At 63.1% G+C, this 24607-nt stretch carries 21 protein-coding genes; 18 read left to right on the top strand and 3 right to left on the bottom strand.

Features of this window, described 5'->3' with window-relative positions:
* The first annotated feature begins 249 nt into the window (after nucleotides 1-249).
* Complete coding sequence (locus EC839_RS01895) at nucleotides 250-1464, top strand: sugar MFS transporter (RefSeq protein ID WP_027601621.1); 1215 nt, start codon at nucleotides 250-252, stop codon at nucleotides 1462-1464.
* A gap of 438 nt (nucleotides 1465-1902) precedes the next feature.
* Here the strand turns inward: EC839_RS01895 and EC839_RS01890 are convergent, their stop codons facing one another.
* On the bottom strand, nucleotides 1903-3249 hold the full coding sequence (locus EC839_RS01890) for a dicarboxylate/amino acid:cation symporter (RefSeq protein ID WP_132831986.1): 1347 nt from the start codon (nucleotides 3247-3249) through the stop codon (nucleotides 1903-1905).
* 377 nt (nucleotides 3250-3626) lie between these two features.
* Between EC839_RS01890 and EC839_RS01885 the strand changes: the two genes are divergently transcribed.
* From EC839_RS01885 to EC839_RS01845, 9 genes are all read left to right on the top strand, one after another.
* Nucleotides 3627-4367, top strand: coding sequence for a 4'-phosphopantetheinyl transferase (locus EC839_RS01885; protein ID WP_132831985.1), 741 nt, complete (start codon nucleotides 3627-3629; stop codon nucleotides 4365-4367).
* A 597-nt stretch (nucleotides 4368-4964) separates the two neighbouring features.
* The gene (locus EC839_RS01880) at nucleotides 4965-7880 is read left to right on the top strand and encodes a ribonucleoside-diphosphate reductase subunit alpha (protein ID WP_027598066.1); all 2916 of its coding nucleotides are present in this window, start codon (nucleotides 4965-4967) and stop codon (nucleotides 7878-7880) included.
* 117 nt (nucleotides 7881-7997) lie between these two features.
* The gene (locus EC839_RS01875; protein WP_027598067.1) at nucleotides 7998-9248 is read left to right on the top strand and encodes a ribonucleotide-diphosphate reductase subunit beta; all 1251 of its coding nucleotides are present in this window, start codon (nucleotides 7998-8000) and stop codon (nucleotides 9246-9248) included.
* 55 nt (nucleotides 9249-9303) lie between these two features.
* Complete coding sequence (locus tag EC839_RS01870) at nucleotides 9304-10155, top strand: hypothetical protein (protein WP_132831984.1); 852 nt, start codon at nucleotides 9304-9306, stop codon at nucleotides 10153-10155.
* Between the two features lie 110 nt (nucleotides 10156-10265).
* Complete coding sequence (locus tag EC839_RS01865; protein WP_132831983.1) at nucleotides 10266-11378, top strand: hypothetical protein; 1113 nt, start codon at nucleotides 10266-10268, stop codon at nucleotides 11376-11378.
* Nucleotides 11379-11434: 56 nt separating this feature from the next.
* Nucleotides 11435-12517: a hypothetical protein gene (locus tag EC839_RS01860; RefSeq protein ID WP_132831982.1), complete on the top strand. Its 1083-nt coding sequence runs from the start codon at nucleotides 11435-11437 to the stop codon at nucleotides 12515-12517.
* Between the two features lie 175 nt (nucleotides 12518-12692).
* Nucleotides 12693-13826 carry a GGDEF domain-containing protein gene (locus tag EC839_RS01855; RefSeq protein ID WP_132831981.1) on the top strand — a complete coding sequence of 378 codons (1134 nt, stop codon included), beginning with the start codon at nucleotides 12693-12695 and terminating at the stop codon, nucleotides 13824-13826.
* Nucleotides 13827-13874: 48 nt separating this feature from the next.
* Complete coding sequence (locus EC839_RS01850) at nucleotides 13875-14330, top strand: GNAT family N-acetyltransferase (RefSeq protein WP_132831980.1); 456 nt, start codon at nucleotides 13875-13877, stop codon at nucleotides 14328-14330.
* Between the two features lie 232 nt (nucleotides 14331-14562).
* Complete coding sequence (locus EC839_RS01845; protein ID WP_132831979.1) at nucleotides 14563-15093, top strand: transposase; 531 nt, start codon at nucleotides 14563-14565, stop codon at nucleotides 15091-15093.
* 348 nt (nucleotides 15094-15441) lie between these two features.
* Here EC839_RS01845 and EC839_RS01840 read toward each other — a convergent pair whose 3' ends face one another.
* Nucleotides 15442-16185, bottom strand: a complete 744-nt coding sequence (locus EC839_RS01840; protein ID WP_132831978.1) for a class I SAM-dependent methyltransferase — start codon at nucleotides 16183-16185, stop codon at nucleotides 15442-15444.
* A gap of 97 nt (nucleotides 16186-16282) precedes the next feature.
* Between EC839_RS01840 and EC839_RS01835 the strand changes: the two genes are divergently transcribed.
* On the top strand, nucleotides 16283-16750 hold the full coding sequence (locus tag EC839_RS01835; protein ID WP_007160503.1) for an RNA methyltransferase: 468 nt from the start codon (nucleotides 16283-16285) through the stop codon (nucleotides 16748-16750).
* Between the two features lie 222 nt (nucleotides 16751-16972).
* On the opposite strand, the gene EC839_RS01830 is transcribed toward EC839_RS01835, so the two are convergent.
* A complete protein-coding gene (locus EC839_RS01830; protein ID WP_132831977.1) occupies nucleotides 16973-17803 on the bottom strand; it encodes an IclR family transcriptional regulator in 831 nt (276 codons plus the stop codon).
* Nucleotides 17804-18042: 239 nt separating this feature from the next.
* On the opposite strand from EC839_RS01830, the gene EC839_RS01825 reads away from it, so the two are divergent.
* The 7 genes from EC839_RS01825 to EC839_RS01795 are packed head-to-tail and all read left to right on the top strand — an operon-like array spanning nucleotide 18043 to nucleotide 24542.
* On the top strand, nucleotides 18043-19062 hold the full coding sequence (locus EC839_RS01825; RefSeq protein ID WP_027601612.1) for an ABC transporter ATP-binding protein: 1020 nt from the start codon (nucleotides 18043-18045) through the stop codon (nucleotides 19060-19062).
* Nucleotides 19059-19925, top strand: a complete 867-nt coding sequence (locus EC839_RS01820) for an ABC transporter permease (RefSeq protein ID WP_132831976.1) — start codon at nucleotides 19059-19061, stop codon at nucleotides 19923-19925. Before EC839_RS01825 ends, EC839_RS01820 begins: the two co-directional genes overlap by 4 nt.
* Before the next feature lie 4 nt (nucleotides 19926-19929).
* Nucleotides 19930-20724, top strand: a complete 795-nt coding sequence (locus EC839_RS01815) for an ABC transporter permease (RefSeq protein WP_132831975.1) — start codon at nucleotides 19930-19932, stop codon at nucleotides 20722-20724.
* Between the two features lie 17 nt (nucleotides 20725-20741).
* Nucleotides 20742-21032, top strand: a complete 291-nt coding sequence (locus EC839_RS01810; RefSeq protein ID WP_132831974.1) for a (2Fe-2S)-binding protein — start codon at nucleotides 20742-20744, stop codon at nucleotides 21030-21032.
* Nucleotides 21029-22390: an NAD(P)/FAD-dependent oxidoreductase gene (locus tag EC839_RS01805; RefSeq protein ID WP_132831973.1), complete on the top strand. Its 1362-nt coding sequence runs from the start codon at nucleotides 21029-21031 to the stop codon at nucleotides 22388-22390. Before EC839_RS01810 ends, EC839_RS01805 begins: the two co-directional genes overlap by 4 nt.
* A complete protein-coding gene (locus EC839_RS01800) occupies nucleotides 22387-23523 on the top strand; it encodes an FAD-binding oxidoreductase (RefSeq protein ID WP_132831972.1) in 1137 nt (378 codons plus the stop codon). The genes EC839_RS01805 and EC839_RS01800 overlap by 4 nt, the downstream gene beginning before the upstream one ends.
* Entirely contained in the window at nucleotides 23514-24542 is a 1029-nt protein-coding gene (locus tag EC839_RS01795) for an ABC transporter substrate-binding protein (protein ID WP_058779014.1), read from the top strand. Before EC839_RS01800 ends, EC839_RS01795 begins: the two co-directional genes overlap by 10 nt.
* Nucleotides 24543-24607: the final 65 nt, after the last annotated feature.

Here is a 24607-nt window from a genome sequence, read left to right as displayed (position 1 = left end):
CTCGCTCGTGTGACCCGAACGGCGCCTCTGGCGCCGTTTTTCATTTCTGCTCCCCGCCCCGCTGAACCGGTCAGGAGCCCCGCGGTCGAAGGCGCCGGCACTTCGCCTGCGAACCTCCAGGAAGAATGGATTCAGCAGCGCGAATAGCTTAATCTCGCGCCGCTTCGCTGTGTCTGCGCAGCCGCCATAGACAGCGCTGTCCGGAAACCCCGGACAGAGACAAGAAACTGTTGTACCCATGGAGCCCCAATGCACAATCAAAACCAGAGCTACCGCGGACCCTTGATCGTCCTCACCATGCTGTTCTTCATGTGGGGTCTGATCACCTCGCTGAACGACATCCTGATCCCCCATCTCAAGGCGGTCTTCACCCTCAGCTATCTGCAGGCCTCGCTGATCCAGTTCTGCTTCTTCACCGCCTACTTCATCGTCTCCTTCCCGGCCGGTCGCCTGGTGGAAAGCCTGGGCTACAAGAAGGGCATCATCGTCGGCCTGCTCACCGCCGGCGTCGGTTGCGTGCTGTTCTACCCGGCCGCCGGAGCCCACTCCTACGGCTTCTTCCTGACCGCCCTGTTCGTGCTGGCCGCCGGTATCACCGTGCTGCAGGTGGCGGCGAATCCCTACGTCACCATCCTCGGCAAGCCGGAAACCGCGGCCTCGCGCCTCAACCTGACCCAGGCCTTCAACTCCCTGGGTACCACCGTCGGCCCGCTGGTGGGCGCGGTGACCATCCTGGCGCTGGTCGGTGAAGATTCCGCCGCCCACTCGGTGCAGCTGCCCTACCTGATCCTGGCCGGCATGCTGGTCGCCCTGGCGGTGATCATCGGCCTCTTCCGCCTGCCGCAGATCAAGGACACCGAACAGGACAACGCCACCGACGAGAACGCCCTGACCGCCAACAGCGTCTGGGCCTATCGCCACCTGCTGCTCGGCGTGGTCGGCATCTTCATGTACGTGGGTGCGGAAGTGTCCATCGGCAGCTACCTGGTGAGCCTGATGGAAAGCCCGGACGTGGCCGGCCTGAACGCCGCCACCGCCGCCAAGTACCTGTCCCTGTACTGGGGTGGCGCCATGGTCGGTCGCTTCATCGGCGGCGTGATCATGACCAAGGTGCGGCCGAACCTGGTGCTGACCTTCAATGCCATCGCCATTGGCGTGCTGCTGGCCGTGGCCGTGCTGCAGGGCGGCAAGGTCGCCATGTGGGCGCTGCTGGCCATCGGCTTCTTCAACTCCATCATGTTCCCGACCATCTTCTCCCTGGCACTCAAGGGCCTGGGCAAGTTCACCTCCAAGGGTTCGGGCCTGCTGTGCATGGGTATCGTCGGTGGCGCACTGGTGCCGGCCATCCAGGGCTACTTCGCCGACACCATCGGCCTGCTGCCCTCCTTCCTGATCCCGCTGGTCTGCTACCTCTACATCCTGTTCTACGGCGTGATGGGCTATCGCCCCACCCTGCGTCGCTGATCCACCCCGAAGCGCTGGCGTCCTGCCAGCGCTTCACCCCTCCTGCTGTTACCCGCCCCCCCTATCCCTGTTCCTCGACAACCCGGCTACGACCATCCTGCCTGGTGGGCCGTACGCACCTGTCCGACGCCCGGGGGTCAGTCCCTCAGCCCCAACCAGCCCTTCGGCGAAAGAGCGCTCGCAAGACCTGCCACGGTGCCCTGCCGCCTTTCGCCATAGCCTGCCTGGCTGGCACTCAACCGCATGGTGGAGCTGCCGCCCTGACAAACTGGCCGTCAACTGAGCCCCCGCCTATAAACCGCCCGGCACTCTCAGCCAGGCGCGCCACCGACGCCCTCCCCGCACCGAATCCTGCGCAAAAGAAAACGCCCGTATCTCTCGATACGGGCGTCTCGTCGTTGCGGCAGGGACCGCTCCAGGAGCGGCCTCGCATCAGGCTCAGGCAGGCTGGCGAGCTTCCTCGACTTCGACGGCGTTCGGGCCGCGAGCGAGTTCGGTCTTCAGGGTCTGCTCGTCCAGCTGGCCGCACCACTTGGCGACCACGATGGAGGCCACGCCGTTGCCGACCAGGTTGGTCAGGGCGCGGGCTTCGGACATGAAGCGGTCGATACCCAGGATCAGCGCCAGGCCAGCAACCGGTACGTGACCGACGGCGGACAGGGTGGCGGCCAGCACGATGAAGCCGCTACCGGTGACGCCCGCAGCGCCCTTGGAGGAGATCAGCAGCACCAGCAGCAGGGTGATCTGGTGGGTGATGTCCATCTGGGTGTTGGTGGCCTGGGCGATAAACACCGCGGCCATGGTCAGGTAGATGGAGGTGCCGTCGAGGTTGAAGGAGTAGCCGGTGGGGATCACCAGGCCAACCACCGACTTCTCGGCGCCCAGCTTCTGCATCTTGGTCAGCATGCGCGGCAGGGCGGACTCGGAGGACGAGGTACCCAGCACGATCAGCAGTTCTTCACGGATGTACTTGATGAACTTGAGGATACTGAAGCCGTGCATGCGCGCCACGGCACCCAGCACCACCAGCACGAACAGCAGGCAGGTGATGTAGAAGCAGGCCATCAGGTAGCCCAGCTGCACCAGGGTGCCGACGCCGTACTTGCCGATGGTGAACGCCATGGCACCGAAGGCGCCGATGGGGGCGAGCTTCATGATGACGTTGATGATGTTGAAGAAGACGTGGGAGATGCGGTCGATGAAGTTGAACACCAGTTGACCGGTCTCGCCCAGGCGATGCAGGGCATAGCCGAACAGCACGGCGAAGAACAGGACCTGCAGGATCTCACCGGTGGCGAAGGCGTTGACGACCGTCGACGGGATGATGTTCATCAGGAAGTCGATGGTGCTCTGCTTCTCGCCAGCCGCGGCGTAGGCAGCGATGCCCTTGGTGTCCAGGGTGCTGACGTCGACGTTCATGCCGGCGCCCGGCTGGACGACGTTGACCACGATCAGGCCGATCAGCAGCGCGATGGTGGAGAAGATCTCGAAGTACAGCAGCGCCATGCCGCCGGTCTTGCCCACGGCCTTCATGTTCTGCATGCCGGCGATGCCGGTCACCACGGTGCAGAAGATGATGGGCGCGATGACCATCTTGATCAGCTTGATGAAACCGTCACCCAGGGGCTTCATGGCAGCGCCGGTCTGGGGATAGAAGTGGCCGAGCAGCACACCCAGGACGATCGCCACGATCACCTGGAAGTAGAGACTCTTGTAGAGCGGCTGCTTGACGGGACGCTTGGGCGCAGGAGCTGTAGTAGTTGTTGTGTCGACGGTTGCTGTCATGGCTCTTTCCCTTGTGGCCACTGCCTGACGTCCTGTCTGAGTGGGCACCTGACTGAAAGTGGCTCTCTCATCCTGAGAGCTTTTTGTTGTGGATCTGGCGGCCGCGCGACGGTGACACCAGCATCTGGCTGGATATAAGCAATCGCCGTTCCACTTCTTGGTGCGCAATCAAAGGGCCAGCTTTCATGCACCTTTCAATCGAAAGTCTAGTGGCTGTTGCTGGGCGGAACCCCGCCACCCGACAACAGCGGGCGGAAATCCCCCCGCCTTCGAGGCGGTTTTCCGCCAGCCCGCGCCGGCAGTCGGCTATCCTGTGCGCGCCTTTCCCTGGGAGCCTGTCGTGATCCGTCGCTGCCCTTCAAGAGTATTCGGCTGAGATGTCTTCTTTGTTATCCGCCGACCTGCCGGGGTGCTGCAGCCCGCCCGAGCGGCTGCCACCGCCCGCTGCGGAAGCCGAAACGTTGGCCCTGTTGCACTGCCGCTTCGATCCCGCCCTGGTGAGTTTCGAGCGCGACGCCCTGCGCCTGGGCGCCCTGCCCCCGGACAACATCCGCCGCGCCGTGGCCAAGCGCCAGGCCGAATACCTGGCCGGGCGTCTCTGCGCCCGCGAGGCCCTGCGACAGTTGAGCGGCACCGCCGCCGTCCCCGGCCATCGCACTACGGACCGTGGCCCCGCCTGGCCTTCCGGCTGGGTCGGTGCCATCACCCACAGTCACGGCTGGGCAGCCGCGGTGGTGGGCAGCGCCCGTGACTACCTGGGCCTTGGCCTGGACGTGGAAACCCTGCTCGAACCGGCCAAGGCCCTGCGCCTGGCCGACCAGATCCTCACCCCGGCCGAAAGCGAGCGATTGCAGTTGCTGGACGAAAGACAGCAGGCCTTTGCCATTACCCTGGCGTTTTCCGCCAAGGAGAGCCTGTTCAAGGCGCTGCACCCCCAGGTCGGGCAGATGTTCTTCTTTCAGGACGCCGAGATCCTTGGCACCGATCCCGGCGGTACCTTCGATATTCGGCTGCTGATCGAGCTCTCGCCGCGCTGGTCCGCAGGGACCTCGCTACGCGGTCACTATCGCCTGGACGAGGAACGGCGGTTGCTCACGCTGATCGCGGTTCGTCGCTGAGGCCCCTTATATAGAGGAAGGATCATCCGGTGCGCGGACGCCGACCGGGGCAGAACGTCGCAGCGGCCATCGAACGTTTTCTTATGGTGGAGAAAGTGCTCATAGCGAACCGGTATATCCCTTGACGCTTTTGTCGCGCCGGCCCTGCTGCGTTGTACGTTATTTGACCACTTGGCTCTGATCCCAGCCTTCACGCGCACTGGCTGGGCACCACCCCCAGGATACCCCCCAGTCCCGAACAGCTTATCCACGTCTTATCCACAGCCGGAAACGTGACAAACGCGACATCTAGTGGCCCTCGCATCCCCGCACCACCATATATAGCAGTTCGTCGGCATGGCCTGGGACGGCGAAACACCCCTCTGTCAAGACTGTCTTCCCTAACGAGGAGGGCTTATCCTGTCGCCCGAATTATGAATTTCCAGGGTCCCTGACCCCGAACGCCGGCTCCTGCGGGAATCGGCGCTGGTACGGCTTTTCGTTGGAATCTTCATTGGTAATGGCGCGACAGGCAGTCGTCGCGCAGGCCCCAGGCCGACACTCTTCCGGATCGCCGGCGCGCCGACGATCCCCTCTTTCCGATCAAGGGAGTTCCGCATGCACACCGACCTGACCCGCGAGCAAGCCCAGCAGGGCCGCCCGGCGCAAGATGCCAGCCAGGACCTGGGCGCCACCGCCCCCGGTCAACTGCGCGTCATCAAGCGCAACGGTACCGTCGTTCCCTACACCGACGACAAGATCACCGTGGCCATCAGCAAGGCTTTCCTCGCCGTGGAAGGCGGTACCGCCGCGGCCTCCTCGCGCATCCACACCACCGTCAAGCAGCTCACCGACCAGGTCAGCAGCACCTTCAAGCGCCGCATGCCCTCCGGTGGCACCATCCACATCGAGGAAATCCAGGACCAGGTCGAACTGGCCCTGATGCGCGCTGGCGAGCAGAAGGTCGCCCGCAGCTACGTGATCTACCGTGAAGCCCGCAGCCAGGAGCGCAAGCAAGGCGCCGCCAGCGACATCGCCGAGCCGCACCCGAGCATCCGCGTGACCAAGGCCGACGGCACCACCCAGCCGCTGGACATGGGCCGCCTGAACACCATCATCAGCGAAGCCTGCGAAGGCCTCGAAGAGGTGAACGGCGAGCTGATCCAGAAGGAAACCCTGAAGAACCTGTACGACGGCGTGGCCGAGAAGGACGTCAACACCGCCCTGGTGATGACCGCCCGCACCCTGGTCGAGCGCGAGCCCAACTACTCCTACGTCACCGCCCGCCTGCTGCTGGACAGCCTGCGCGCCGAAGGCCTGAGTTTCCTCGGCGTGGCCGAGTCCGCCACCCACCACGAGATGGCCGACCTCTACGCCAAGGCCCTGCCCGCCTACGTCGCCAAGGGCGTGGAGCTGGAGCTGCTGGACCCGAAACTGGCCACCTTCGACCTGGCCAAGCTGGGCGCCGCCATCGATCACGAGCGCGACCAGCAATTCACCTACCTGGGTCTGCAGACCCTGTACGACCGCTACTTCCTGCACAGCCACGGCACCCGCTTCGAGCTGCCGCAGCTGTTCTTCATGCGCGTGGCCATGGGTCTGGCGCACATGGAGCAGGACAAGGAAGCCCGCGCCATCGAGTTCTACAACCTGCTGGCCAGCTTCGACTACATGGCGTCGACCCCGACCCTGTTCAACGCCGGCACCCTGCGTCCGCAGCTGTCCAGCTGCTACCTGACCACCGTGCCCGACGACCTGTCCGGCATCTATGGCGCCATCCACGATAACGCCATGCTGTCGAAGTTCGCCGGCGGCCTGGGCAACGACTGGACCCCGGTGCGCGCCCTGGGCTCCTACATCAAGGGCACCAACGGCAAGAGCCAGGGCGTCGTGCCCTTCCTCAAGGTGGTCAACGACACCGCCGTGGCGGTCAACCAGGGCGGCAAGCGCAAGGGCGCGGTCTGCGCCTACCTGGAAACCTGGCACCTGGACATCGAGGAATTCCTCGAGCTGCGCAAGAACACCGGTGACGACCGTCGTCGTACCCACGACATGAACACCGCCAACTGGATCCCCGACCTGTTCATGAAGCGTGTCTTCGAGGACGGCAACTGGACCCTGTTCTCCCCCGCCGACGTGCCCGATCTACACGACCTCTACGGCAAGGCCTTCGAAGAGCGCTACGAGTACTACGAAGCCCTGACCGAGTACGGCAAGCTCAAGCTGCACAAGACCATCAAGGCCAAGGACCTCTGGCGCAAGATGCTGTCCATGCTGTTCGAGACCGGCCACCCGTGGCTGACCTTCAAGGACCCGTGCAACCTGCGCAGCCCGCAGCAGCACGTGGGTGTGGTGCACAGCTCCAACCTCTGCACCGAGATCACCCTGAACACCAACAAGGACGAGATCGCCGTGTGCAACCTGGGTTCGGTGAACCTGGTGAACCACATCGTCGACGGCAAGCTGGACACCGCCAAGGTCGCCCGCACCGTCAAGACCGCCGTGCGCATGCTCGACAACGTCATCGACATCAACTACTACTCGGTGCCCCAGGCGGAGAACTCCAACCTCAAGCACCGTCCGGTCGGCATGGGCATCATGGGCTTCCAGGATGCGCTGTACCTGCAGCACATCGCCTACGGTTCGGATGCCGCCGTGCAGTTCGCCGACACCTCCATGGAAGTGATCAGCTACTACGCCATCCAGGCCTCCTGTGACCTGGCCGAAGAGCGTGGCAGCTACTCCAGCTTCCAGGGTTCGCTGTGGTCCCAGGGCATCCTGCCGATCGACTCCGAGAAGCGCCTGATCGAAGAGCGCGGCGCCAAGTACATCGAGGTCGACCTGTCCGAGACCCTGGACTGGGCCCCGCTGCGCGAGCGTGCCAAGAAAGGCATCCGCAACTCCAACATCATGGCCATCGCGCCGACCGCGACTATCGCCAACATCACCGGCGTGTCCCAGTCGATCGAGCCGACCTACCAGAACCTCTATGTGAAGTCGAACCTCTCGGGCGAATTCACCGTCATCAACCCCTACCTGGTACGCGACCTCAAGGCGCGCGGCCTGTGGGACTCGGTGATGGTCAACGACCTCAAGTACTACGACGGCTCCGTGCAGCAGATCGAGCGCATCCCGCAGGATCTGAAGGACCTGTACGCCACCGCCTTCGAAGTGGAGACCAAGTGGATCGTCGAGGCCGCCAGCCGTCGCCAGAAGTGGATCGACCAGGCACAGTCGCTGAACCTGTACATCGCCGGTGCCTCGGGCAAGAAGCTCGACGTGACCTACCGCATGGCCTGGTTCCGCGGTCTGAAGACTACCTACTACCTCCGTGCCCTGGCCGCCACCAGCACCGAAAAGTCCACCATCAACACCGGCAAGCTGAACGCCGTGAGCGCCGATCCCATCACCGGCGTCCAGGCCAGCGCGGCCCCCGCCCCGGCGCAGAAGGTCGAAGCGGCGCCCGCCGCGGCACCGGCTCCGGTGCCCAAGGCCTGCAGCCTCGACGATCCCGAGTGCGAAGCCTGCCAGTAACACCCCAAGCCCTCTCCCAGTAGAGGGCTGCTCTTTATCCCCTCTCCCTCCGGGAGAGGGCTAGGGTGAGGGCCACGCCGCCCCGCCCCCACCACACAGCCACCCAGGAGACACCCCATGCTGAACTGGGAAGAATTCGACAAAGACGACGACACCGCCACCGCCAAGCCCGCACAGGCCGCCGGCCAGCAGGCGCCCGCTCAGACCGAGCGCCTGGATTCCGAGGGCGACGCCCTGGTCCATGACGCCCGCGCCCTGTCCGCCGACGATTCCGACGCCGTGGCTCGCGCCAAGGCCGCGCTGAACGAGCTGGACATCCAGGAAGGCCTGGACGACCTGGAAGGCTCCTCCGCGCGCGTCCACGTCGGCGACAAGCAGATGATCAACGCCCGCGCCGACCTCAACCAGCTCGTGCCCTTCAAGTACGACTGGGCCTGGCAGAAGTATCTGGATGGTTGCGCCAACCACTGGATGCCCCAGGAAGTGAACATGAACGCCGACATCGCGACCTGGAAGAGCGCGGACGGCCTCACCGAGGACGAGCGTCGCATCGTCAAGCGCAACCTCGGCTTCTTCTCCACCGCCGACTCCCTGGTCGCCAACAACCTGGTGCTGGCCGTCTACCGCCTGATCACCAACCCCGAATGCCGCCAGTACATCCTGCGCCAGGCCTTCGAAGAGGCGATCCACACCCACGCCTACCAGTACTGCATCGAGTCGCTGGGCATGGATGAAGGCGAGATCTTCAACATGTACCACGAGATCCCGAGCGTCGCGAAAAAGGCGAGCTGGGGCCTGAAGTACACCCGCTCCATCTCCGACCCCGAGTTCAAGACCGGCACCCCGGAGACCGATCGCCAGTTCCTCAAGAACCTGATCGCCTACTACTGCGTGCTGGAAGGCATCTTCTTCTATTGCGGCTTCACCCAGATCCTCTCCATGGGCCGCCGCAACAAGATGACTGGCACCGCCGAGCAGTTCCAGTACATCCTGCGTGACGAGTCCATGCACCTGAACTTCGGCATCGACATGATCAACCAGATCAAGATCGAGAACCCGCAGCTGTGGGATGCCCAGATGAAGGACGAAGCCACCCAGATGATCCTCCAGGGCACCCAGCTGGAGATCGAATATGCCCGCGACACCATGCCCCGCGGCGTGCTGGGCATGAACGCGGCGATGATGGAGGACTACCTCAAGTTCATCGCCAACCGCCGCCTGACCCAGATCGGCCTCAAGGAAGAATACCCGGGCGCCACCAACCCCTTCCCTTGGATGAGCGAGATCATGGACCTCAAGAAGGAGAAGAACTTCTTTGAGACGCGGGTGATCGAGTATCAGACGGGTGGGGCGTTGAGCTGGGATTAAAGAAGAAGCCCCGCATTGCGGGGCATTTTTTTAAATGCAGGGATAGCAACTCTAAATGCCAACAAAACAGAACCCGTTTTCCTTATACGACTTTCTCGGCTATCTAATACCAGGAGCGCTACTGCTATATTTTTTTTGCTTAATCATCCCGGAGCCACTAGAAAGTCTTTTAAGCACTCAAATAAAAAGCATAGCAATAACCTACCAAGCTGCGTTAACACTGATCGCAGCCTACATGCTGGGGCAGCTACTAGGCGTAGCATCTTCATTTACACTTGAAAAAAGCTATATAAGAAAACACGGCTATCCTTCTCGAAAGCTTTTGGGCCACAAGCCAACAGGCGAAAGCCGCCCCACCAAAAAAATTGAGTTCTTCTGGGATACTCATATATCGATAGCTGAAAAATTTTCTAAACTAATAGTGCCCGATCAATCACTCAGCGCTAACACTCTAGAAAAACCAGTAATAGATATTATAGAGAACAAAATAAAAGATTATTTCGTAAAACATCATCGCGCCAAAGATACGGACGAAATTTTAAAAATAGAGTATTTTCACCATATATATCACTATTGCGTAGAAAACTCACCCAACCATCTATCAAAAATCCAAAACTATGTTGCACTATATGGGCTAATGAGAAACACCGCTTACGTTTGCGTGATATCTGCGTGGGGAATCGTGATTAATTCAGGCTATTTTTTTGCAATAGCATTATCTCAAAGTAAAACACCCTCTTTTTCCATAGAAAAATCCATTGCTTTTTTTGCATTAATAGCGATTTTTTCAATATTCTATCTTGGATTTTCAAAATTCTACAAAAGATATTCTACAGAAGTTATTATGGCTTTCTCAGTATGCTATGAATACGAAAATCGAGAGCGAAAAATATATAAACCTAAATAGAAATTTATATCTATTTTAATGCATAAAAAATTAACAGAACTCAAAGCACATATGAAAACCAGGCCATGCAATACGATCCGAATAATAGCTAAAAACCAAAAGAGAATATTTTGAAAAATATAGAGTTGATAGAGAAGGCCAAATGGCTATTGACACTAGCAGCTGCGTTCATGTCTCTATCCTTCATATCAAAATACCTATGGATAATAGGCCATCCTGAGTTAATGCTTGACTCGATATCGAATCCGACCAACATTTTTATCTGGCTAGCCTACGTCTTAATAACACTAATGATAATGTTGCTTTCATTTGTAATGCCGTCCTTGTGTTTCACGCTAGGCATGCAACTTTTCAGCAACAAGGAAGCAGATGAAAAAGATTTAGCAAAAACACTTGCAAAATGCAGCGCCCTTTGTTTTTCAATATTTCTACTGAGTATAATTTTATTATTTATTGATCTACACCCTCCTGTTTACGTCACATGTCTAGTAAGCATTTTTAGTGCCTTTATCTATCTATTCTATGAGCTACCAAAAAGAAACATAGACCTGACAAATTATTTACTGAAGGAACTAGCCGACACAAAAAAGATAAATAGAATATCTGCCATCTACAACTTCTCTGCCTTTGCCTTCTTAGCCAACCTCACAGCAATGTGTTGTCTGTTTTTCCCGATGCAATTAGTCCTTAAGGCCTGGAGAGGTGCAGAACACGGTGTAATAGCCGCGATTTCAATAATTGCCACACTTGCCGCCATGTACATCTATCTTCTGCCGGCCATTTTCTACTACTCCTTATTCGAAGGAGGCAGAATTGAGAAAATGAAAAAGTCCGCTGTAGTCATGATTACAGCACTTATTTTAAACTTTGCATTCATGCCTAGCTTACTCGATATATGGGCATATGCTGCAGCCAATTTAATAAAAATCAGAGACAATAGAGTTTTTCTATACGCAATAGACTCAAAAGACTACCCAACCACCATGTTCCCCGAAAACGACTGGAACACCAAAGTAAAAACCGAAGGGTTTTATACCGTATTGGGATTCCGACAGTTCAAATTTGGAAACATACTTCTACTATGCCCCTCTAAGTACTCAGACATAGAACTAAAGGAGATTTACAAATACTCAAAAAAATGCGTAAGCGTAGCTAGCGAAAAAGCAAAGCCAATCATTGAAGTAGAAAAAGAAAAAGAACTTCCTCCTTATCAGAAAACATAATTTTCGAGAAATGTATTTCCCTTTGTGGCCTAAAAGGGTCTGACGGCAGATGCACAGTGATACAGTATAAAATTGTACATAACCGCTGGACCGACCAACCCGCCACCGACACGGATGCTGTCTTCGATTTCATCCTCAAGTTCTCCGGCACCTTCCTGCGGCGTCATGCGTCGCTGTTGGCCAAGGGGCTGCCGCCAACCTTGGGCTTCGGGATGTTCCTGGCCTATTTCGCCCGTAACCACTTTTATCCCAGCTTCGATCTCTTCCAGTTTTCGTCGCTACTGCTCGCCGCTGCCTGCCTCGGCTTTCTGACCATTGGCGCCTTCGTCGCCGCACTATTCGTGCCTGGGGCCTGGGTCTATTACCGCTTCATCAATACGGCGGCGATCAAGGAAGACATCACCTACGCCCTGCCCTATCGCGGCGAGGGGCGCTTTCGCAAGATCATGCTGTTGATGACGCTGGTGTTCTTCGTGCCCTATCTGCTGGCGGGGTTCAGTAATGCGGCCATTCTCTTTGTCGATCCTGAACTGTTCGTCAGCGTTGCCTTGCTTGCGCCCATCCCCATCACGCTACTGGCGGGCATGGCCGTACAGGGATTGTTCGACTTGCGTCGCTTTAGCTTCCTGAAGTTCGTCTGGGAGGCTTACCTGTCGACGATGGTCGTCGGCCTGTTCATTGTCTGGATGCTGGCCCAGGCCTATCCGTTGGTGAGCGATTGGCAGCCGCTCTTCAAGTGGGGCGCTCTGGCCATCGCCCCCTTCATCATTGCCTTCGTCACGACCATGACTTCCATGCTGTTCATCGCTGGCTGGAAGGCGGCGATGATGTTTTCGCTGTTCTTCGCCCTCTTTCTGGCCGGCTATAGCGGTGTGCTCACCACCCTCCCCGAGACCATGGTCAAGACGCTTGGCTTGGGGAATTACCAGGCCAAGGCCATCGTGCTCGATACCTCCTATTGCGCCAAGGAACAGGCCAGGGTGCTCCCCACCACCGCGCAGTGCGTGCTGCAGGACGTGCAGGTGGTCTGGTCGTTGGGTGAGGCCTTCGTGCTGCGGCTGGCGGATGGCAGTACGGCGCGGTTGCCGACCATGGCGATTCGGGCTCTGGTGAAACCCATTAACGGGCGGCCGGCCTGACCCAGCCGAAGGTCAGGTTTGAATTACGGTTATCTGCCCGTCATCATGGCGCGCAATCCTCTGCCTCAAGCCCGCGCCTGCCGTGTCGATAAGACTGCGGTGCGGCTCCGCTTTGGCGGGTGCTCGTCCCAGGCAGGGAGCGCCCTTCTCGTATCCAGACAGGTCCGATTCGCCCATGGCACTCGATGCCCCCACCATGCTGACCCTCACCATCGCCCTGGCGGCTGCCGCGGCGGGCTATCTGGCCATCGAGTGGCGGTCGGTGCGCGAGTCGGCGCTGCTGTACTGGAGCCTGGGTTTTGCGCTTATCAGCGTGGGCTGCATCCTGGCGCTGTTGCGCAGCCAGGGGCTGCTGCTGGTGGGCATCTGGTTCGCCAATGGGCTGCTGATCTTCGTGCATGGCCTCTTTCTGCTCGGCGTGGCGCGCTTCACCGGGCGGCGCCTGAGTCTGGGCTGGTGGGCCATCGCCGCCCTCTGGCTGGGGTTGTTGTTGCTGCCCAGCGAGCCCTGGTGGTCCAAGGTGATGCTGGTGGTGCAGTCGCTGCTGATCGGCATCCTGGCGATACGGGCGAGCCTGCTGCTGCGGCGGCGCAATGCCGGCGAACGGCAGCTGCGCGCGGTGCTGCTGATCCATGGCCTCTTCTACCTGACCAAGATGATCCCGCCGCTCACCCCCGGCACCCTGATCGATCTGGCGGTCTATCGCGGCGCCATCATCCAGATCTCCCTGGTGGAAGGGGTGATGGCGGTGATGCTGATCGCCCTGTCGATGACCGGCACGGTGCGCTATCGCCGCGAGCAGCATATCGAGCGCCTGGCCGGCAGCGATCCCCTGACCGGCCTGCACAACCGCCGAGCACTGGAGGCCGAGGCGCCGCAACTGTTCGGCCAGGCGACACCGGCTCGACCCGGCGCCCTGCTGCTGATCGATCTGGACAACTTCAAGCTGGTGAACGACCTCCATGGCCATGCGGCGGGTGACGGCCTGCTGATCGCCCTGAGCGACCTGCTGCGCACCACCCTGCCCCGCCAGGCGCTGGCCGCACGGCTGGGGGGTGATGAATTCGTGGTGTTGCTGGGTGAAGCGGCTGATGCGGATGTCGTGCGTTTGGCAGACACCCTGCGCCAGCGCTTCAACCAGCTGGCGGCGCAGCGCCTGCGGACGCCCGAGCCCGTCACCCTGAGCATCGGCGCCGTGCTGTTCGATCAGCCGCCGGAAAGTCTGGCGGCCTTGCTGGAACGCGGGGACGGTGCCCTCTACGCCGCCAAGCGCGGCGGGCGGGATGGATTGCGGATGAGCCTGGGATAAGGCCGCGCTGATGGCTTAGGCTTGGGCGATCGCCTGACCGGAGCCGCCATGCCCATCGCCCTCGAATCCCCCGACCAACCCGAGGTGATCGCCCTGATCGCCGAACTGGATGCCTATCAGGACGGCCTCTATCCGCCCGAGAGTCGTCATGCCCTGGATCTGACGTCGCTCATGCAGCCGAACGTGCTGTTCCTGGTCGCCCGCGATGACAGCGGCACTGCCCTGGGCTGTGGGGCCATGGTGCTGCAGGACGACTATGGCGAGATCAAGCGGATGTATGTGAGCCCCAGGGATCGTGGGCAAGGGCTGGGTGGTCGCCTGCTGGCGGAGCTGGAGCGTGAAGCGGCAGGCCGTGGGTGTGAACTGGCACGACTCGAAACGGGGCCTTATCAGCCGGAGGCCTTGAGGCTCTATGAGTCTACGGGGTATCGGCGGCGTGGTCCTTTTGGAGCGTATCGGGAGGATCCGTTGAGTGTGTTCATGGAGAAGCGGCTAGGAGCGTAGGGTGGACAACGCGCAGCTTGTCCGCGCGGGAGTTTTGGGGTCATGCGTTGGCGGCGTCAGTGGAAAAGGCTGCGCCGTTTTCCACGCACGGGTTTTGTAGGGTGGACAACGCGAAGCTTGTCCACGCGGGAGCTTTGGAGCCTTGCGTTGGTGGCGTGAGTGGAAAAGGCTGCGCCGTTTTCCACGCTACGGGTGAGCTATCGTTTCTGTTTATGTTCAAGGAAGAGCTGCCATGTCTCGATTTCGTCGTGCCCGTGTTCCGGGGGCTTCCTATTTTTTCACCGTTGTCCTGGCGGATCGACGTAGCGATCTGCTGACGCGCCATGTCGACCTGCTCCGCCAGACAGTACGGGCGACGCAGTTGCGCCATCCCTTTCATATCGATGCCTGGGTCACCCTCCCCGATCATCTGCATTGCATCTGGACCCTGCCGGAGGGCGATGCGAATTTCGCCTTGCGCTGGAAGGTCATCAAGTTCGGTTTCTCGAAGCGCCTGCCGGTAGGTGAAGCGCGTACGGCGACGCAAAGGGCCCGGGGTGAGCGTGGGATATGGCAGCGGCGGTATTGGGAGCATCTGCTAAGAGACGAGCAGGATTACCAGCGTCATGTGGAGTACATCCACTTCAATCCGGTCAAGCATGGCCACGTTGGCGCAGTGAAGGACTGGCCCTATTCGAGCTTTCATCGGGCCGTGCGGGAGGGGCTGTATCCGCACGATTGGGGTGGGGACTTTGCGGTAGAGACAGGACGCTGGGGTGAGTAACGACGTAGGGTGGACAACGCGCAGCTTGTCCACGCGGGGTCAAGCCTTGGCTGCACTAGTGGAAAAGGCTACGCCGTTTTCCACGCTACGGTAGCCCTTAGCCCACTAGCGCCTGCCGCAGCGCCGTAGGGTGGACAACGCGAAGCTTGTCCACGCGGGGTCAAGCCTTGGCTGCATTAGTGGAAAAGGCTAGCGCCGTTTTCCACGCTACGGCAGCCCTTAGCCCACTAGCGCCTCCCGCAGCGCCGTAGGGTGGACAACGCGCAGCTTGTCCACCTGGGATCAAGCCTTGGCTGTATTAGTGGAAAAGGCTACGCCGTTTTCCACGCTACGGTAGCCCTTAGCCCACTAGCGCCTGACGCAGACGAACAGCGCATTGCCCGCCTCGCCGGCCCAGGGTTCGATGCGCTGGTAGTCGTGCTCCAGCACCTGGACCTCGAAGTGCGGCTCCAGCAGGGCCAGCAATTCGGGGAAGGCCACCGCCACCATGGGGTGTTCGTCCTGCCAAGTCTGCTGCTGGCCGGCGTGGCGGCGTTCGATGCGCAGGCGCAGCTGCTGGTGCTCGCCCTCGCCCGGGTAGTGCCAGGCGGAGGCGAAGCTGAAGTGACCATCGGCCCGCACGACGCTATGGCCGACGCTGGAGGCATTGTCGATGCGGCGCTTGTCGACGGCGTTGAAGCAGAACAGGCCGCCCGGGGTCAGGGCGGCCTGGACCCGCGCCAGGCACGCTTGGAGCCGTGCGAGGCTACCGCTGTAGTGCAGGGAGTAGAGAAAGCAGGTGATCAGATCGACCGGCTGCTCCAGCTCGAAGGCGCACATGTCCTGGCAGGAGAAGTCCGCCTCCGGGCAACGCAGTGCGGCCTGGGCCAGCATCGGCGGATTGAGGTCCAGCCCGCTGCTCTGGAAGCCGGCATCGAGAAAATGCCGCACATGGGGACCGGTGCCGCAGGCGAGATCCAGGTGGCGGCTGCCGCCGTTGCCGAACAGCCGCTGCAGGCGCAGCACCGCCTGGCTCTGGGCCTGGTAGTCGATGTCGGCGCAAAGCAGGTCGTAGTAGGCCGACAGGTCGGTGTAGAGGGCGGTGGCGGACATCGCGGGGGCTCGGGGCTGGAGACGCGGGCGCGCATCTTAGTCGGTTTTCGCGATGATGGACGCCTTATACTGCCGGTTTTCCCGAGAGTCCCCTGACGTGAGCAACAAGAGATACGCCTGCATCGGCCTGAGCAACCCCAAGTCGCCGTCCAACGTCGGGTCCATCATGAGGGCGGCGGGCTGCTACGGGGTGGCCTCGGTGTTCTATACCGGCACCCGCTACGACCGTGCCAAGGACTTCGTCACCGACACCAAGAAGGTCCACCAGGACATCCCGCTAATCAACATCGACGACCTGCGCCGCATCCTGCCGCTGGGTTGCGTGCCGGTGGCGGTGGAGCTGGTGGACGGCGCCCGGCCGCTGCCCGAGTACACCCATCCCGATCGCGCCCTCTACCTGTTCGGCGCCGAGGACGGCTCCCTGAGCCAGGAGCTGCGCGACTGGTGCGAGGACGTGGTGTACATCCCCACCCAGGGCTGCATGAATCTGGCGGCCACGGTCAACGTGGTGCTCTATGACCGCCTGGCGAAGGGTAATAACACCCGCTCCGGTCCGCTCTTCTAGGCCTTGCCTGAAAACTGCCTGCGCATCGGTGATGCTGCGTTAAAAATCAGCTCGGAATGCTCATTTACCCCTCGTAAACTCGCGCGCGAGCCCGGCCCGCTTCCTCGCTGATTTGATTCGCTGGCGCTCACCCTTCGGGCCAAGCTTCGGCTGTTACTCCCGTTGGTCGTTGCGCCTTGCCTCACCTTCGCTCGGCGACTTTTCAGACAAGTCCCAACGTCTTTAACCAAACCCCTGGGTCGGCCGGCGCAAGACCGGATCGAAGGGGTTGATGCGCGCGGCGATCACCCCGGCTTCGCGGCGGAGCAGTTCGATCACCGTGGGCAGGCGCTGGGGGTTGAGGCGTTCGCTCAGGGTGCCCACGCTCAGGGCCGCCACCGCCCGGCCGTTGCGGTCGAGGATGGGTACGGCAAGGCCGGCCATGCCGGCCAGCACCCCGGTGTTGCGCGCGGCGTAGCCCTGCTGGCGGACGTTGTCGATCTCGGCGCGCAGCAGCACCTCGTCGTAATGATGGGCGTCGCGCAGGCGCGGCAGGTTGTAGCGGATCACCTCTTCGCGCTCTTCCTCGGGCAGGAAGGCCAGGATCGCCAGGGCGCCCTGGCCGCCGCCCAGAGGCACGCGACCGCCGATGTCGCCGGTGAAGGTGCGGATCGGATAGGGCCCCTCGCTGCGGTCCAGGCACATGGCGTCGAAGCCGCTGCGCGCCAGCAGGAACAGCGAATCACCCAAGGAGGCCGACAGCCGCAGCAGACTCGGCCGCGCCAGGTCGCGCAGGTTGCCGACCTGGCCGGCGCGGGCCGCCAGGGCGAAGAAGTCCAGGCTCAGGCGGTATCTCTTGCTGCGGGCGCACTGCTCGACCATGCCCTCTTCCACCAGGCCGCGCAGCAGCCGGTGGGTGGTGGGTTGCGACAGGCCCACGCGTTCGGCCAGGCGGGTGACCTTTTCCCCTTCGGGATCGCCTTCGCCCAGGGCGCGCACCACGGCGAACACCCGGCTGATGGCGCCGACGCCTACCTCGCCTGCCGCTGCCTTTCTTTCACTGGAATCTTCCAACTGCCTTGCTCCAAAATATTTCACTCAATGAATAAATCCGAAAAAAGAGTTCATTCAGTGAAAAACATGCTTGTCCTGCATCCTAGGTCGCCCTTACCTTCAGGTCCATAGGGCGATACTCACAATCACCGGACGCCGCCATTCGAGCGAGCGCCAACGTCCCAGATCCAGGCTGTCTTTCGCCCTGCCAATACCTTGCCCACCGTCCCCGTGGGCGCGACCGGAGGAGCATTGCGGCCATGGCTTTCCTGACTCTCGACAATCTCAGCAAGCGCTACGGCGACAGCTACGCGGTGGCCGGTTCGACCCTGGCCATCGAGCGCGGCGAATTCGTCTCCCTGCTCGGCCCCTCCGGCTGTGGCAAGACCACCACCCTGCAGATGATTGCCGGCTTCGTCGAGGTCAGCAGCGGACGCATCCTGCTCGACGGCCAGGACATCACCCATGCCAAGCCGGCCAGTCGCGGCCTCGGGGTGGTCTTCCAGAGCTATGCGCTGTTTCCCCACATGACGGTGCGCGACAACGTCGCCTTCGGCCTGCGCATGCGCAAGGTGGCGGGCGCCGAGCTCGCCCGCCGCGTCGAGGAGGCCCTGGGCCTGGTGCACCTGGGCCAGCACGCCGAGCGCTATCCGCGCGAACTCTCCGGTGGCCAGCGCCAGCGGGTGGCCCTGGCGCGGGCGCTGGTGATAGCCCCGCCGGTGCTGCTGTTGGACGAGCCGCTGTCCAACCTGGATGCCCACCTGCGCGAAGAGATGCAGTTCGAGATCCGCCGCATCCAGCGCGAGGTGGGCATCACCACCCTGATGGTGACCCACGACCAGTCCGAGGCGCTGTCCATCAGCGACCGGGTGGTGGTGATGGAGGCCGGGCGCATCACCCAGGTGGATGCGCCCTATCGGCTCTACGAGCATCCGCGCAACAGATTCATCTCCGATTTCGTCGGCAAGGCCAACCTGCTGCCGGGCAGCCTGGATGCCCAGGGTCGGCCGCAGATCGCCGCCGGCGGCGCCCTGGCGATCTCGCTGCGGCCGGAAAAGATCGAGCTGCGCCCCGCCGGCGAGGGTCGCCTGCAAGGGCGGGTGCTGACCCGCTTCTTCCTTGGCAGCCAGTGGCTGTACCGCCTGGAGACGGCGCTGGGCGAGGTGTCGGTGCTGCGCAGCAACGACGGGCTGCCGCCGCTGGACGAGGGCCAGCGCGTCGGGCTGCACTGGGACGACGGTCTGCTGCGCCGCCTGGAAGCCGCGGAGGCCGCCGCATGAGCACCCTGCTGCGCGGCACCGGTCGCGCCTATCTGCTCAGCGCCCCGGCCCTGGTGCTGTTCGCCGGGCTGCTGCTGGCGCCCCTGGCCCTGACCCTGGCGCTGTCCTTCAACGTCTTCGACTACGAGACCGGGATCAAGGAAGGCAGCTATACCCTGGCGCACTACCTGAGCCTGCTGGGCGATCCCTATTTCTACGAGATCTTCCTGCGCACCTTCTGGATCAGTGCCTTGGTCACCCTGCTCTGCGTGCTGATCGGGGTGCCGGAGGCCATCGTCCTCAGTCGCATGGGCGCGCCCTGGCGCTCGATCTTCCTGATCCTGGTGCTGACGCCGCTCTTGATCTCGGTGGTGGTGCGCGCCTTCGGCTGGAGTCTGCTGCTGGGCCACGATGGCCTGGTCAACCAGGCCATCGTGGCCCTGGGCGGGCGCCCGCTGAAGCTGCTCTACACCCCCTTCGCGGTAGTCGTCGGCCTGGTCCACGTGATGCTGCCCTTCATGATCATCCCGGTGTGGACCTCGCTGCAGAAACTCGACCCCGCCGCCGAACAGGCCGCGCTGTCCCTGGGCGCCAGTCACCTGACGGTGCTGCGCCGCATCGTGCTGCCCCAGGTGATGCCCGGAGTGCTGTCGGGAACGCTGATCGTCTTCGGCCTGGCCGCCAGCTCCTTCGCCATCCCCGGCCTGCTCGGCGGACGCCGCTTGAAGATGGTCGCCACCCTGATCTACGACCAGTACCTGGCCGAACTCAACTGGCCGATGGGCGCCACCCTGGCGGTGGCCCTGCTGCTGCTCAACCTGCTGGTGATGCTGGGCTGGAATCGCCTGGTGGAACGCCGCTACAAACGTGCCCTGGGAGTCTGACCTCATGACCCGCAACGGCCCGCTCGGGCTCGCCTTCCATACCCTGGTGATGGTCTTCATGCTGGCGCCGCTGGTGGTGGTCTGCCTGGTGGCCTTCACCCAGGAGAACACCCTCAGCCTGCCCACCGCCGGCTTCTCGCTGCGCTGGTTCGCCGCCGTGTTCGAGCGGGCGGACTTCCTCACCGCCTTCTACAACAGCCTGCAGCTGGCGGCGCTGTCGGCCACCCTGGCGACGCTGATCGCGGTGCCGGCGGGGCTGGCCATCACCCGCTACCGCTTTCCCGGCCAGGGCTTTCTCAACGGCCTGTTCCTCTCGCCGATCATCATCCCGCACCTGGTGCTGGGCGTGGCCATGCTGCGGCTGTTCGCCCTGCTGGGGGTGAACGGCAGCTTCAGCTGGCTAGTGCTGGCCCATGTGGTGGTGATCACCCCCTATGTGCTGCGCCTGGTGATCGCCGCCGCCATCGGCATCGACCGCAGCGCCGAGCAGGCCGCCGAGAGCCTGGGCGCCAGTCGCGCCACGCTGTTCTGCCGCATCACCCTGCCGATGATCCTGCCCGGCGTCGCCGGCGGCTGGCTGCTGGCCTTCATCAACAGTTTCGACGAGGTGACCCTGTCGATCTTCGTCACCTCCCCGGCGACCCAGACCCTGCCGGTGCGGATGTACGTCTACGCCACCGAATCCATCGACCCGATGATGGCGGCGGTGTCGGCCCTGGTGATCGCCCTCACCGCGGCCACCATGATCCTGCTCGACCGCATCTATGGCCTGGATCGCGTGCTGGTGGGCAAACAATGAATAGCCGAGACCCCTCCATGGCACTGCTCAAGCGGGTGGCCGAACGCGACCGCCCGACCCTGGCCTTCACCCTCGACGGCCAGCCGGCCGAGGGCCTGCAGGGCGATACCCTGCTCACCGCCATCCTGACCCACAGCGATCACCTGCGCGGCAGCGACTTCGGCGGCGAACCCCGCGCCGGTTTCTGCCTGATGGGCGCCTGCCAGGACTGCTGGGTGCGCCTAGCCGATGGCCGCCGGGTGCGCGCCTGCGCCACCTTTCTCGAAGCGGGCCAGCAGGTCAGCCGCGATCCGGGGCGGCCGCTGTGAGCGCCGTCGTGGTGGTGGGTGCCGGACCGGCGGGCATTCGCGCGGCCCAGACCTTGGTCGCCCATGGCCTTAAACCGGTGCTGCTGGACGAAAGCGCCCGTGGCGGCGGCCAGATCTATCGCCAGCAACCGGGCAATTTCCAGCGTCCGATCAAGGCGCTGTACGGCTTCGAAGCGGGCAAGGCCCAGGCGCTGCACGGCGCGCTGGAAGACCTGAAAGCAGCGCTGGACTATCGCCCCGACACCCTGGTGTGGAATGCCGAAGCGCGCGCCCTGGATACCCTGAGCCAGGGCCGCTATGTCGATCGCCTGGCCTTCGACCAGGTGATCGTCGCCACCGGCGCCACCGACCGCATCCTGCCGGTGCCGGGCTGGACGCTGCCCGGCGTCTACAGCCTGGGGGCCTCCCAGGTCGCGCTCAAGTTCCAGGGCTGCGCCATCGGCAGTCGCCCGGTGCTGGCCGGTACCGGCCCCTTGCTCTATCTCGTCGCCTATCAATACGCCAAGGCCGGGGCCAAGCCGCTGGCGGTGCTGGACAGCGCCCCCTTCCGCGACCAGGCCGCGGCCACCCCGGCGCTGCTGGGCCAGCCGGCCACCTTCGCCAAGGGCCTCTACTACCGCAGCTGGCTGGCGCTGCACGGCGTACCCGTGCACCAGGGCGCCGAGCTCCTGGCCGTCGAAGGCGAGCGCCGAGTGGTTGCCGTGCGCTGGCGCGCCGCCGATGGCGAGGCGCACCGGCTGGAATGCGATGCCCTGGGCTTTGGCCAGACGCTGCGCAGCGAGACCCAGCTGGCCGACCTGCTGGGCTGCGACTTCGCCTGGAGCGCTCTCAATCGTGCCTGGTTGCCGGTACGGGATCCGGGTGGGCGCAGCAGTCAGACCGGGGTCTACCTGGCCGGTGATGGCGCCGGTATCCAGGGCGCCGATGCCGCCGAACTGGCGGGCGAACTGGCGGCCCTGAGTCTGCTGGACGATCGCGGCGTAGCGGTGGACAGGACGCGCATCCAGACCCTGCAAGCACGCCTGGCGCGCTTCGAGGTGTTTCGCCAGGGCCTGGAACGGGCCTTTCCCTTCCCCGCGGACTGGGCGGCCGAGGCGCCGGACGAAGTCATGGTCTGCCGTTGCGAGCAGGTCAGCGCCGGCGAGATCCGCGCCGCCGTGGCCCAGGGCCATTGGGAGATCAACAGAGTCAAGGCCACCTGCCGGGTCGGCATGGGTCGCTGCCAGGGGCGCATCTGTGGCGCCGCGGCGGCCGAGTTGATCGCCTGCGCCAGTGGTCGCCCGCTGGACCAGATCGGCCGGTTGCGCGCCCAGGCGCCGATCAAGCCGCTGCCCTTTGGCGTGGAGCTGGCGCCATGAGTCGGCTGGACGTGGATGTCCTGATCATCGGCGGCGGCATCGTCGGCAGCAGCGCGGCGCTGTTCCTGGCCCAGGGCGGCCAGCGCGTCGCCCTGCTGGAACGCAACTTCTGCGGCGCCCAGGCCAGTGGCGTCAACTACGGCGGGGTGCGCCGCCAGGGCCGCCCGCTGGTGCAGTTGCCGCTGTCCAGTCGCGCCCATCAGCTCTGGGGCGGTCTGCGGGACCTTCTGGGTACCGATGGCGAATACCTCAGATCCGGCCACTTGAAGCTGGCTCGCAGCGACACCGACTTCGCCTCCCTGCAGGCCTATGCCCAGGCCAGCCAGGGCTTCGACCTCGATCTGCAACTGCTCGACCGGGGCGAATTGCGCCGACGCTTTCCCTGGGTCGGCGACATCGCCGTGGGCGCCTCCTTCTGCCCGGAGGACGGCCACGCCAATCCGCGCCTGGTCTCCCCGGCCTTCGCCCAGGCGGCTGCCCGCGCCGGCGCCCGCATCCTCGAACGGACCGCCGTGACCGCGGTCGAGCACGATGGCCAGCGCTTCCAGCTCCGCACCGACAGCGGCCTGACCCTGAGCGCGCCCTGGCTGCTCAATTGCGCGGGTGCCTGGGCGGCGGAGCTGGCCGCCTGCTTCGGCGAGCCGGTGCCCCTCACCGCAGCCCATCCGGCCATGCTGGTGACCGAGCCGCTACCCCTGTTCATGACCGCCAGCACCGGCGTGGAAGGCGGCGGCATCTATGCCCGCCAGGTGGCGCGGGGCAATTGCGTGCTGGGTGGCGGGCGCGGCTTCGCCCTCGACGCCGACCGCGCCCGTCCCGGCCAGTTGGCCATCCTCGACATCCTGAGAAACGCCGCCGAACTCTATCCGGCTCTCGCCGGTGCCCAGGCCATCCGCACCTGGAGCGGCGTCGAGGGCTATCTGCCGGATCACCAGCCGGTGCTCGGCCCCAGCCTCACCACCCCCGGCCTGCTGCACGGCTTCGGCTTTGCCGGCGCGGGCTTCCAGATCGGGCCGGCGGCTGGCGAAGCCCTGGCCGAGTGCATCCTGCAGGGCGCCCCCCGGCACAGCCTGCAGGCCTTTTCCATCGCCCGTTTCCCTCACCAGCCCAGGAGTTCCCAATCATGCGCCTGACCCCTGCCCTGCTCGTGGCCCTCGCCGGCCTACCCCTGGCCGCCGTGGCCGAACCGACGCTCTACCTCGGCATGAATGGCGGCACCATGGAGCGCCTCTATGCCGACAGCGTGCTGCCCGCCTTCGAGAAGGCGCACAACGTCAAGGTGGTGATCGTGCCCGGCACCTCGGCGGACATCCTCGCCAAGGTCCAGGCCAGCCCGCAGAAGCCGCCGATCCACGTGATGTTTCTCGACGACGGCATCATGTACCGCGCCATCGGCATGAATCTGTGCAGCCCGCTCAAGCCCAGCGCGGCCCTGGCACAGATCCCCGACAAGGCCAAGATCAAGGACCAGGCGGCGGCCGTCAGCCTGGGGGTGACGGGTCTGGCCTACAACAGCCGGCTGTTCAAGGAAAAGGGCTGGGCCGCGCCGACTTCCTGGGCGGACCTCGCCGATCCCAAGTACAAGGGCAAGGTGGTGTTCCAGTCGCTGTCCTCGTCCACCTTCGGGCTGCACGGTTTCCTGATGTTCAACCGCCTCAAAGGCGGCACCGAGCAGGATGTCGACCCCGGCTTCAAGGCCTGGCCCACCACCGTCGGCCCCAATGTGCTGGAGTACATCCCCAGCTCGGCCAAGCTCTCGGAGATGGTGCAGACCGACGAGGCGGCGCTGTTTCCGCTGACGCCCACCCAGGTCACCGCGCTCAAGCTCAAGGGCATCCCGGTGGAATACGCGCCGCCCAAGGAAGGCGCCGTGGTGCTCAACGTCGCCGAATGCGTGACCGCCAACAACGACCAGCCGGAACTGGCCCAGCAGTTGGCGGAATACCTGCTGACCCCCGAGGCCCAGGCGCCGGCGCTGGAACTGGGCGACCAGATCCCGTCCAATCCCAACACCCCCACCACCGACAAGACCCGCGGCCAGGTGGAGGCCATGCAGAACTACCTGAAGACCGCCGTGACCATCGACTGGGACGAGGTCAACAAGGTGCGACCGCAATGGAACGCCCGCTGGAATCGGCAGGTGGAGCGCTAGTCGGCCGGATAGCGCAAATGCGCCGATAGGTGTCGACCCTGGACAACTCAGCTTCGGGGCGACCC

It is taken from the genome of Pseudomonas sp. JUb52 (assembly GCF_004341115.1).
GTDB lineage: Bacteria > Pseudomonadota > Gammaproteobacteria > Pseudomonadales > Pseudomonadaceae > Chryseomonas > Chryseomonas oryzihabitans.
This window is presented reverse-complemented; position numbering and strand designations above follow the sequence as displayed.